The sequence below is a fragment of the Corynebacterium freiburgense genome, from assembly GCF_030408815.1.
GTDB classification, from domain to species: Bacteria; Actinomycetota; Actinomycetes; order Mycobacteriales; family Mycobacteriaceae; genus Corynebacterium; species Corynebacterium freiburgense.
In genome coordinates, this window is the sequence record NZ_CP047355.1 from 190,167 (window position 1) to 201,125 (window position 10,959).

9 protein-coding genes and 1 tRNA gene are annotated in these 10,959 nt (G+C 52.6%); 2 read left to right on the top strand and 8 right to left on the bottom strand.

The window, feature by feature from the left end:
- Window positions 1–450: 450 nt before the first annotated feature.
- A complete protein-coding gene (locus tag CFREI_RS00890; RefSeq protein WP_027011681.1) occupies window positions 451–1,965 on the bottom strand; it encodes an adenylate/guanylate cyclase domain-containing protein in 1,515 nt (504 codons plus the stop codon).
- Between the two features lie 32 nt (window positions 1,966–1,997).
- Between CFREI_RS00890 and CFREI_RS00895 the strand changes: the two genes are divergently transcribed.
- On the top strand, window positions 1,998–3,200 hold the full coding sequence (locus tag CFREI_RS00895; RefSeq protein ID WP_027011682.1) for a DNA polymerase III subunit delta': 1,203 nt from the start codon (window positions 1,998–2,000) through the stop codon (window positions 3,198–3,200).
- 70 nt (window positions 3,201–3,270) lie between these two features.
- Window positions 3,271–3,343 (top strand) — tRNA-Thr (locus CFREI_RS00900).
- 608 nt (window positions 3,344–3,951) lie between these two features.
- On the opposite strand, the gene CFREI_RS00905 is transcribed toward CFREI_RS00900, so the two are convergent.
- From CFREI_RS00905 to CFREI_RS00935, 7 genes are all read right to left on the bottom strand, one after another.
- On the bottom strand, window positions 3,952–6,042 hold the full coding sequence (locus CFREI_RS00905; protein ID WP_027011683.1) for an MMPL family transporter: 2,091 nt from the start codon (window positions 6,040–6,042) through the stop codon (window positions 3,952–3,954).
- Window positions 6,043–6,323: 281 nt separating this feature from the next.
- Window positions 6,324–6,596 carry a hypothetical protein gene (locus CFREI_RS00910; RefSeq protein ID WP_027011684.1) on the bottom strand — a complete coding sequence of 91 codons (273 nt, stop codon included), beginning with the start codon at window positions 6,594–6,596 and terminating at the stop codon, window positions 6,324–6,326.
- A 67-nt stretch (window positions 6,597–6,663) separates the two neighbouring features.
- Entirely contained in the window at window positions 6,664–7,476 is an 813-nt protein-coding gene (locus CFREI_RS00915) for a cytochrome c biogenesis CcdA family protein (protein WP_027011685.1), read from the bottom strand.
- Window positions 7,473–8,303 (bottom strand): DsbA family protein, encoded by an 831-nt coding sequence (locus tag CFREI_RS00920; protein WP_027011686.1) that lies wholly within the window; start codon window positions 8,301–8,303, stop codon window positions 7,473–7,475. Before CFREI_RS00920 ends, CFREI_RS00915 begins: the two co-directional genes overlap by 4 nt.
- Window positions 8,304–8,390: 87 nt before the next feature.
- Entirely contained in the window at window positions 8,391–8,753 is a 363-nt protein-coding gene (locus tag CFREI_RS00925) for a DUF2304 domain-containing protein (protein ID WP_027011687.1), read from the bottom strand.
- Window positions 8,750–9,457: a polyprenyl-phospho-N-acetylgalactosaminyl synthase PpgS gene (ppgS, locus tag CFREI_RS00930; RefSeq protein WP_027011688.1), complete on the bottom strand. Its 708-nt coding sequence runs from the start codon at window positions 9,455–9,457 to the stop codon at window positions 8,750–8,752. The genes CFREI_RS00925 and ppgS overlap by 4 nt, the downstream gene beginning before the upstream one ends.
- Window positions 9,458–9,488: 31 nt before the next feature.
- Window positions 9,489–10,286, bottom strand: coding sequence for a glycosyltransferase (locus CFREI_RS00935; protein ID WP_027011689.1), 798 nt, complete (start codon window positions 10,284–10,286; stop codon window positions 9,489–9,491).
- Window positions 10,287–10,959 lie beyond the last annotated feature (673 nt).

Consider the following 10,959-nt stretch of genomic DNA (forward strand, 5'->3'; position numbering starts at 1 on the left):
TGGAATCTGCGACAGTAGGGATGAAAACATCGCTAGTTCGATAGGGTGCGCCTATCAAACCGCAGGGAATGCGGCTCGAAGGCTCGGGAAACCAGCTAATACCCCAGGAAACCAACTCAAACACCCGGGAAGCCCTGGATTTTCAGCCCACCAGCCCAAAATATCAGGCAGATCTGACCCACCCCACCACCCAGCAAGGCAAATTTCACATCACCCACAACCCACCAGAACATTTTCCCAGCTCGCACCCTCAAACCAGGAGCCCACAACACAAATCTGCCTGCCCGAGCCTTCCTCAAGCCTGGCTAAGCCCTGCCCTAAGCCTGCCCCAAACTTGCTAAGCCCTGCCCCAGGCCTTTTGCAAAGGCCCATCTACAGGCCTGTTGTAAGACCTTCCGCAGAGGATCCCAGCCCCAGAGGGTCCGAGCCTCGGAGGACTCCAGTTAATCCTTAGGATCGATCGGCAAGAGTAGGGCGAACAGGTCGGGCAAGCTGAGTCATTTCTTTCCGGCCACGCAGTTCCACGGATTTCAGGATGGTCCAGCGCGCTTGTTCAGCTTCGTTAGCGTCGCGGAGGGTGGCGGCTGTGGTGAGGACTTGGCCTGGGGTTTCTTTGGCAAGTTCGGTGAGTCGGGCGGCTTGGTTTACGGCGTCACCGATAACGGTGTATTCGAATCGGGCGTGGCCTCCGATGTGTCCGGCTACGACGTGTCCGCAAGCGACTCCGATTCCGCAGGAGAGTTCGATTCCTTTGAGTTCTTGGCGGAGTTCGCGGGCAGCGGCGAGGGCGTGTCCGGCGGCGTCGGTAAGAGGAAGTGGGGCGCCAAAGATGGCGAGGGCGGCGTCGCCTTGGAACTTATTAATAATGCCTTTATGTCGGTGGACAACACTAACTACGTGTTCGAAGAACTTATTTAGTTCGGCCACTACTTCTTCGGGGGTGTGGTTGACGGCGAAAGTGGTTGAGCCAATGACGTCTACAAATAGGACGCCTACCTTTCGGTCTTCGCCGCCGAGGGTAGGGCGTTCTTCCATAGCTCTTCGGGCTACTTCGGCGCCGACATAGCGTCCAAAGAGGTCGCGTACCCGTTGTTGTTCTCGCAGGCCACGCATCATTTCATTAAAGCCGGCTTGGAGTATGCCAATTTCGGAGCCATCGTAGATTTGGACGTCAGTGTTGTTTTCGCCGCGGCGTACTTGGTTAATAGCCTCGTGGAGTTCTCGGATTGGGTCGGTGACGCTGGCAGTGACTAGTGCTGTGGCTACGTAGCCAGACAACAGTGCTGTGCACGCTAGTGCGATTACTGCGGGGAGGATGTCGGTGGCATCTTCGGTAAAGTAGCGCGCTCGTTGTCCGAGGATCATAAGGATAACGCCGATAAGGGGCGCTCCGGTGGTGAGTAGCCAAGTGAGTCGAAGGCGATGTTCGAGTGGGGGTTCGAGACTTGTGTTGTCTATTCCTCGGGTAAGCGCTGTTGCGGCTACTGGGCGTATAAGCCGCTGTGCTTCAAGGTAGGTGAACATTATGGTGACGGCGCCGCCGAGGGCCGTCGATAAGCATATGACGAGGGCGAGGCGAGAGGAGATCGTTGTGGCAACACCAGTTAAAATCCCGATGCCTATAAGCCATGCAAAAGCGCACAATAGTGCCTGATGCATGGGAAGCCGCATGACTAGATTGCGAACCATGTTCGGATCGTATGCCGAGGGGTTACGCTGCCATCGGAGCACGGGTTTAAACAATAGGAAGGTCACTAATGCGGTAATAACCGTGGCAAGTATTAAATACCCAAAAACCGCGGTGGGAAGGTATCCCATGGTTCTGCTCAACTGTGACAGCTCCGGCAGTGGCACCAGCATGCTAACAAAAAGGGTGGTGGCTATGGCGCCTAAAATATTTGATGCCAGCACCGATGTTGTGTAGAAGGGCCACGAGGTGCGGAGCAGCCATTTCAGTCGACTCATGCCCACAACTTTATCCGTATAGGGTGGGGGAGGTGAACGACACTCAAAACAATGTTTTCACTCGGCTTGCGGGGAGCCCGTATGTACGTCGTGTGCTTTTCGACGCCGCACAGGCTGCGCGCACCGGAAGCCCCGCCGCAGCAATGACACATGCGTGGCTTTTTACCGGTCCACCTGGGTCTGGAAGAAGCGTTGCTGCCCGTGCATTTGCAGCCGCACTAGTGTGTGAAAATCCTGATGTGATTGGGTGCGGGGAATGCGTTGATTGTCGTACCGCATTAGCAGGGACACATGGCGATATTATTCATGTGGCTACGGAAGAGCTTTCCATTAGCGTGAAATTGATTCGTGAAGTGATTGCGGAAGCCGCAAAACTCCCAACCACAGCACCCTGGCGAGTAGTCATTATTGAAGACGCCGACCGGCTTAGCGACGGTGCCGCAAATGCATTCCTAAAAACCGTAGAAGAACCCCCAGCGCAAACCGTAATTATTATGTGCGCACCATCCACAGACCCGCAAGACATTTCAATAACCCTGCGCTCTCGTTGCCGCCACGTATATATTCCCACCCCACCGATTTCGGAAGTAGCGCGATTACTCGAATCTGAAGGCATTCCCTCGGCACATGCGTCCCTTGCGGCCGCAGCATCCGCTGGTCATATCGGACGGGCACGCCACCTAGCAAGATTCGAAGAAGCCCAAAAACGACGCGCCAGCGTACTGAATCTCGCTGCCCTAATCTACCGAGGTGATCTGGCATTCCGGGAAACAAATGTACTAGTAAAAACCATTGAAGAAGAAGGAAAAAACACCCTCGCTGGTCTGGAACAAAAAGAACTCGAAACACTGCAAAACGCTTTGGGGATTGGTGCAAAAGGCAAAGGTGCCGCAAAAGCGTTACGCGGTACCAAAAAAATCCTAGATGAGCTGGAAGAAAAGCAAAAGAAACGTCGAACGAGGTTTTTGCGGGATGCAATAGACCTGGCGCTTGTGGATTTAGCAGGGCTATATCGTGATGCGCTGATTAACCAGGCGAATTCTGGGGTAGACGTGATTCACCCGGATTTTCAAAAGCTCTCCCAAGAACTGGCGGAAAAGAATTCCCCAAGTGACCTTGTGGCGTGCCTTGATGCCATAAACCAATGCCGAAAAGCCATCGGGCAGAACGTTCGGCCAATCGTGGCATTGGATGCGATGGTTGGCAGGATCCGGCTTGCCTGTCGCGCGAGCTAAACCCCAGTTCTTCAGATCAAGCAACCTTGTGGTATCTTTCATAGCGGACATCACATAAACATGATGTTCGGCCGCCTTAGCTCAGTCGGTAGAGCGCTTCACTCGTAATGAAAAGGTCAGGGGTTCGATTCCCCTAGGCGGCTCTACTATATAGTTAGCTAAAATAGGGGTTTAGCTGCATGTGTCAAACGACGCAGCAGGGTCATGGGGGCTAAGCACAAAATCGCGTCCCGCTTGTAGGAATGTACTGTACGGGGTTTGGGGTTTGTTTTGTTGTGTGCTTGTGGTTTAGTTGTGTGCGTCCGGTTACCTGGGATTTGGTTAGGGGGGTGGGCTCTGGTCGGGCTCGTTGTCACAGATTCCATTTTTTCGGCGGATTTTATGGAATCTGCGACACGATAGGTAGGGAACCTGTCACAGATTCCATTTTTTTCACTGTTTTTATGGAATCTGCGACAAACCCCAGGTCAACGCTTGTGCGCAACATGGCTTGCTGTCACAAATTCCATTTTTTCAGCCGATTTTATGGAATCTGTGACAGTGGGGATGAAAACATCACCAGTTCGATAGGGTGCGCCTATCAAACCGCAGGGAAAGCCCAGCCCGCAACCAAGAAACCAACTCAAACACCCAGGAGAGCCAGCCAATGCCCTTGGCAAAGTGGCCGACACGTCCAGGAAGCCACGGGCAGTCAGCCTGTATGCCGCAAAACCAGCCTGCCAGCCCAAAACTAGACTCTCCAACGCTTCTTCTATTCCAAAGCGTCTTTAACTAATATTCCGGGGCGTTGTGGGGCTAAGGCACGGTCGCCCAGGAGGGTGACTATTGCGGGGACAAGGAGTGGTCGGACAAGGAATGTATCAATCAGAATGCCAAGTGCCATTGCGAGGCCGAATTGGTATAGCTCACGAATCGGCTGTGTCATTAACACCGCAAAGGTTGCGGCAAGGATTAACCCTGCACTAGAAACCACTCCGCCGGTGGTAACCAAGGCGGTTCGCAACGCGCCGGTCATCGTGTTACCGGGTAGCTCTTGGCGCAGGCGTTCCATTATGAAAATGGTGTAGTCCACGCCTAGGGCCGTGAGGAACACCAGGATATATGCGGAAATTTGTGCACCGATGCCGTCGTCTCCTTGCGCTGTCACCGCGATAAAGGTGGTTAAACCAAGGGTTGCCAGGAAGGAAATCGCGAGTGTTGCCACTAGGTAGATTGGTGCGAGCCAGGATCGTAAAAGGATCGCCAAGATGAGTCCGATGATGCCAAAAATCAATGGAATCAGTAGGAGAACGTCAGCGTCAATGGCGGTGCGAATATCAGCGTTTTCGGCGGTTACGCCACTGGCATAAACCGTCACCAAATCACCGGCTATTACCTGGGCATCCTCCACAATTCCGGGCAGGTTTTCGAGCGCTTCGAGGGAGTACGGGTCTTCGTTTAATACCACGGTGATGCGGGCTGCTTCGCCGGAGGAGGCGACGTCGTTACGCGGGTTGAAGGCAACACGTGCAACGGCATCTAACTCTTCGGATACTTTTGCGGCCGCGTCGGCGGCATCCTTGCCCTCCAGCAGTAAGGTAGTGGGGGCGATCTCGCCAGGTCCGAACGCCTGGGCGAGTGCTGTTTGGCCGTCGGCGGAGTCGGTGGGAACGCGGAAGCCGGAGGTGAAGTTAAACGTCTCCCGGTACCCCAACAACCCTAATGAGCAGAACGCCAGTACTACCAAGCACACGGCGACAATACGTTTGGGGTGCGCTAATGTGAAATCGGCAATCCGGGTCCAAAGTTTTGAAGATTGACCCTGTTCAGGCTTTGTGGGCCAGAGCGCAGCACGCCCGGTAAGCACCATAATCGCGGGTAGAAATGTAAAGGCAACCAGAGCCATCGAGCCCACGCCCAGGGCGAAATACGGACCGAATCCCCGGAGTGTTGGGGTGGCGGTGGTGAGTAGCGCCAGCATGGCAACGATGATGGTGCCGGCGCTCGAAAGAATGACCGATGTTGTGTGCTTGCTCGCTTCCACCATTGCCGCAGTGGGCGGGTGATCGTCGCGCAAATATTCGCGCCACCGCGACGTCAATACGAGGGCGTAATCTGTGCCAATACCGAACAGGAGTACGGTCATAATCGCGGTGGATTGGGCGGTGATAGTGATCCACCCTGCCTGTGCGAACATAGCGGCGATTGCCTGTGTGAGAAGCAGGGCCACCGTCACCGCAATTAGCGGCAGTATAGCCAGTACCGGCGCGCGATACACCGCCAGCAGAATCACCAGCACCAGCAGCACCGTGCCCACCATGAGTATGCGGTCACCCTGCGCAAACACTTTCACCGTGTCTGTAATAATCCCCGCGGGGCCTGTCACATGCGTCCCCTCGGGGAGCGCTTCCCGCAGCGTATCGACGTCGCTGCGAAATGCGTCGTCGGAAGGCTCACCACTGATCGGCACAACAATCAAGCGAGTTCGCTCGTCTTTGCTAACGGATGTTTCGGGGTCGGCGGGGATGCAATCCGGCGAAAATCCGCGGCACATCGGGCTGATCGGTGCGCCAAAGCGTTCCGAAGTATTCCGCAACTCTTGCACGATTTCGGTGACTTTGGTGGCTTTATCTTCGTCGCCGGAAACGGTAATAATCGCAGGTAGCGCGTCCGAACCTTCAAACTGTTCGGTGAGTTTTTCCTTCGTAATTATCGACGCCGCGTCCGGCGCTGCACCATTATCGCCCGCCGATTGCACGTCCTTCACGCCAGGTGCGATAAGAAACAAAGCGATGATAATGGCGCACCAAGCGAGCACTGTTATGAGCGATCGCCTCCGTGAGCTAAATAATGCTGACAACATGAAGGCGTGCTCCTAACACCTTGAGGGTCTCTGCTGCCCACTATAGGTGTTCGATAATTGGGGGTGGCGTGTCAGGGTTAAATTTTATGGTAAAACTCATGACCCCAAATGAAATATGTCATCCCTGCCAACCCAATGGAAACTGCTGTAACAATCATTGTTCGGTTTATTGATTCAAAACCATTAAATATCAAGTTGCCAATCGCAAACGCGATCATGAAAACGAGAATCGCTATGAAGTAAGGGGACATTTCGCTCTTCCTCTATGTTGAGTGGTTTTGTCACTCTTGTGAAGGGTTTTGCGGTCGCATTGTTTCTAAAAATTTGATTCTGCGTTCGAGGTCTATAAGGGCGCCCGCGTGGGCATCAATAATCCGAGTGATTAGCACAACTATATCGTCGTTGGTTTGGCCCGTATTTGCGAAGTACTGCACTGATTCCGCGGCGTCGGCAAGAAACTTTTTGGTGGCGGTAAACTCCCTTAATGTGCCTTTATTAAGGTCGGCGACGGCGTGGATGAGTTTATCTATCTCGCGGGCTGACTGGGATTCCATAATGGTTGACTCCTCAATGTATAGGCGTATTGACGCCGAGGATAGTCGCTCGCATAGATTCACGGCATTAGCGCCGCAACAGTCGAACAAAAAGGAAGAGTTCGATAATCACTGCGATAATCAATAACGTAGCTGCATTGCTTACCTGCGATGCCCAGTTGCCAGCTGTCTCCTGCAGAGTTGCTTGTGTGTCTGTGCTGGTCAGCGTTGGCAGTGTCGATGTGCCGTGGGTGGTAATAAATAACACACCCATCCCAATAAACAGCAGGCCAGCCACCATAGTCATGGTATTGAGCTTGAGTTTTCCCATAGTGAAAGTGCGGCCCGTTAACCATGTTTTTGCGCCGATATTCCAGCGGTCCCAGCACAGCGCCAATACAAAAAGGGGAACGGTCATTCCAAACGCATACAGGGCCATTATCGACGCCCCGTACCATGCGCTACTGCCCACCAACGCCGTTGTGAGTACCGCCCCAAGCAACGGACCAGCACAAAATCCAGCAAACCCATACACAGCACCTAAGAAAAACACTGACACCCAACCAGTGCCACCAACCTGGGTAGAAAGCTGAGCTAGCCCAGGGATACGGAAACCAAACCCAAAAAATGTGTATACCCCCAAGGCGACCATAATCCAACCACCAAGGGAAATCAGGGTGTCACGGTGTTCCGTAACTAAACCGCCAATGCCACCAAGCCCAATACCAATAGGGATCATAATGGTGGCTAGCCCCAAAAAGAACACCACAGTGCGCACTACCAATTGTTGTTTCGATTGAAACGCATAGGCAAAAAACGCGGGCAGTAGCAATGCTGAACAAGGGCTAAGCATGGAAAGGACACCAGCAAACAGAGCCCCAAGGAAACCTACCTCGATCATGTGGTGGAAACCTTGCCGGTGGCTACTTTATCTAGTTCTTCCGCAATAACCTTATGGAAGACTTCCGCTGGCTGTGCACCAGATACAAATTGTGTACCAATAACAAACCCTGGGGTGCCATTCACACCAATGCCTGAGGCATAGGACCGAGCATTTTCAATGACCTCGGTAAAGGTGCTGTCGGTGGCTTGCTGACGGAATTTCTGCAAATCTTGAACACCAGCTTCTTCCGCGAACTTCATAAAATCATCGATTTCAAAATGTGGGTGCCCAGGTGTGTCCTTTGACGCAGTATAGAGGGCTTTTTTAAACTCCCGGAATTTCCCTTGAGCGGCAGCTGCACGACCGGCCTGCGCGGCTGAAATAGCATTAGGTCCATTGACAGGAAGGTCATTCCACTCCATCCGCACAAGACCTTTTTCCACATATTCCGTGACAATCTCATGCTCGGTGGTATTGGCAAAGCGGGAACAGAAGGGGCATTCAAAATCCGAAAATTCCGAAATAACAACTGGCGCATCAACTGGGCCAATAGCAAATGGATCGGCTGGATCTCTACGGTGGACTTTCAAAATATCGTCCTGAGACTGCAACTCACCAGCAGGGCCAAAAATCATGGCATCAAATGTGCCGTCCGCTTGTGGTGTAGGCTTTGCAGATTTTCTCCCAGGTTCGGGTACTTGAAGTTTTTGCTCAGGTGCTTGAGAGTCAGCTGAACGCACACTGTTTGCGGAAGTAGTGGTTTCGACGTTTGGGTTAGAACGCTCGCCAAGGACATAGCCGCCAAGGCCTGCGATAACGACCAGGCCAGCAAGAAAAGCCCACATGGTCTTGCTGACCTGCTGAAATTGAGAACTCACAGTAGGGAAAACTCCTGGGAATAAAAACGAAAAGAAAGCAGCGTGGCTGTCTGGCTAGAGTGCATCTGGATTGTCATCCGGACGGATTGCATTGCGTAGCGCAATAGCGCGCGCCAGCCGAGCGTAACGCAACTCTTGTTCCCGGAATCGTACATATGAACTGATCGTTGTAAACATAAAGGCTACGACTAGGCCATAGAGCAGCAAGTCTGTTCCCCGTGAGACGCCAACGAGGTTTGCCACAACAGTGAGGTCATCAGGGCGAATGACCGCCCAGACAGCCACAAGAATAAATAGCAAAAAGCCAATCTTTACGCCTGCCTTTGCGCGGGCTTTCCTCCGGTTAATAATAAAATAAAGAACAAGGAATGCAGTGGCGAGCAGCAGCAATACCTGCATAATAATCGTGCCGGTCATGGAAGCCTCCTGGCAACAAATCCGTCCGCCAAAATATTTACGCCATTAATTAGGGATTGGCCTTTACTCATGGAGTACTCGGTATAGAGAATATCCACTGGTTGTTCGGCTACCCGCCAGTTACGCTCATCGATTTGGGCTACAAACTCACTGGCGTGGCTCATGCCATTCATGCGGATATTCAGTTCATCTGCCACCTTGCGGTTGAAAACCCGCAAACCATTGTGGGCGTCGGTAAGTCCAAGGCGGCGGGTGCGGGGAGATAACAATACTACGGTCTTAAGCACAAAACGCTTAATCCAAGGAACTTGATCACTCGCAGACCGCGGACGGCCAAAGCGTGTGCCCACAATAATGTCTTTGTTTTCGGTGCGAAGTCGATCAAGCATGGCTATCACGTCTTTGACTTGATGCTGTCCATCCGCGTCGAAAGTAACAAAATACTGTGCACCGGGTTGGGTGCGGGCGTATTCAACGCCAGTTTGAATGGCGGCACCTTGCCCAAGGTTGACGGGATGATTCACTAAATGCGCACCAGCTGCATGAATGCGGGCAGCAGAATCATCTGTAGACCCGTCATTTACGGCCACAATATTCGGAAATGTTTTCCGCGCATTGCGAATAACGTCTTCAATAACGGAGCCTTCATTGAAGCACGGAATAACGAGCCACGTGTCTTGGTAAGTATGAGCAGAGGAATGCATGATGTTCCTCATGCTAACGCATAGTGAAGAATTATCGGTGAAAGAGCCGCCGATACACTCTGTGCAGGGCATGAGTAGGAAGCTTGCGGTATGCAGTGCGCGCAACAAGATTTACCCATGATCGGGGTCGTGAAATCAAGCCATATTGCACAAGGTTGCGTTGCATATGGCGTTCGGCGGCAAGCATTTCCTTACCAGTACGACGTTGAAACTGGGTATCGGAAGTACGAAAAAACGTAAGGGGCTCAGAAAGATTATGAAAGCGGGAACCTTGGGCGAGCATTCTGGCGAACAGATCGTAGTCTTCCATAAAGTGAACATCCAGGTAGCCACCTGCACGTTCGACGGCGTCGCGACGCATCATAACGCTCGGGTGATTTACTGGGCTATTAATTTTCGCGTATCGGCGGATCTCACGGTGAGAGGAAGGCAACCGGCGAATCCCCTTAATATTGTCGGTGGAATCACTAAATTCCGCCATGGCTGTACCAACAACATCGACGCCCGGATGGCTGGCCAGGAACGCAAGTTGACGCTCAAAGCGTTCGGGGTGCGCAATGTCGTCGGCGTCGAGACGCGCAATAAATTCGGTTGAAATAGTTTTCATACCTGCGGCGGCTGCAATACCTGAACCTTGATTTTGTTCAAGCCGCACCACACGTGCGCCGGAATCCGCAATAATCGCCTCAAGTGTTGCCGGCAGTGGGCCGTCTGCAACTACCACGAGTTCATCTGCTGGACTTGTTTGCGCATGTAAACTTTCCAAACAAGCCGAAAGTTCGGCAGGAAGAATTCGGTGATACACGGTAACCAAGGCAGCGAGCGACATGCTTTAAAAGTTTAGCGTGTACCGTGGCAGCAATTGTTGTGCAGCAGTGCTATAAAACTCCGCGTTGGTTTTTCGGAGGCATTTAAGTGAACTGACTATCGGAAGTTGGAAAGGCTTGTTGTTCTGTGGGGTGGGTGTTTGTGGTTTGGGTTGTGGGGCGGCGCAAGCGTGGAAGAGTTTGGGGCAAGGCTGGGCAAGCTTAGGGGCCTAGCCGGGCCTGGGGAAGGCAGATTTGTGTTGTGGGATCTTGGTTTGGGGGTGTGAGCTGGGGAAATGTTGTGGCGGGTTGTGGGTGATGTGAAATCTGCCTTTGCTGGGTGGTGGGGTGTGTCAGATCTGCCTGATTTCGGGGCAGGTGGGCTGAAAATCCAGGGCTTCCCGGGGGGTTTGAGCTGGTTTCCTGGGTGAGTTGGCTGGTTTCCCAAGCCTTCGAGCCGCTTTACCCGCAATTTGATAGGCCAACCCTATCAAACTAGTGATGTTTTCATCCCCACTGTCACAGATTCCATAAAATCGGCTGAAAAAAATGGAATTTGTGACAGCAAGCCATGTTGCGCACAAGCGTTGACCTGGGGTTTGTCGCAGATTCCATAAAAACAGTGAAAAAAATGGAATCTGTGACAGGTTCCCTACCTATCGTGTCGCAGATTCCATAAAATCCGCCGAAAAAATG

What these genes read in the sequence shown, in the direction of transcription:
- CFREI_RS00920 (WP_027011686.1), bottom strand. Translation starts at nt 8,303, where the DNA reads ATGTGGGCTTTTCTTGCTGGCCTGGTCGTTATCGCAGGCCTTGGCGGC.
- CFREI_RS00935 (WP_027011689.1), bottom strand. Translation starts at nt 10,286, where the DNA reads ATGTCGCTCGCTGCCTTGGTTACCGTGTATCACCGAATTCTTCCTGCC.
- CFREI_RS00905 (WP_027011683.1), bottom strand. Translation starts at nt 6,042, where the DNA reads ATGTTGTCAGCATTATTTAGCTCACGGAGGCGATCGCTCATAACAGTG.
- CFREI_RS00890 (WP_027011681.1), bottom strand. Translation starts at nt 1,965, where the DNA reads ATGAGTCGACTGAAATGGCTGCTCCGCACCTCGTGGCCCTTCTACACA.
- CFREI_RS00915 (WP_027011685.1), bottom strand. Translation starts at nt 7,476, where the DNA reads ATGATCGAGGTAGGTTTCCTTGGGGCTCTGTTTGCTGGTGTCCTTTCC.
- CFREI_RS00910 (WP_027011684.1), bottom strand. Translation starts at nt 6,596, where the DNA reads ATGGAATCCCAGTCAGCCCGCGAGATAGATAAACTCATCCACGCCGTC.
- ppgS (WP_027011688.1), bottom strand. Translation starts at nt 9,457, where the DNA reads ATGCATTCCTCTGCTCATACTTACCAAGACACGTGGCTCGTTATTCCG.
- CFREI_RS00925 (WP_027011687.1), bottom strand. Translation starts at nt 8,753, where the DNA reads ATGACCGGCACGATTATTATGCAGGTATTGCTGCTGCTCGCCACTGCA.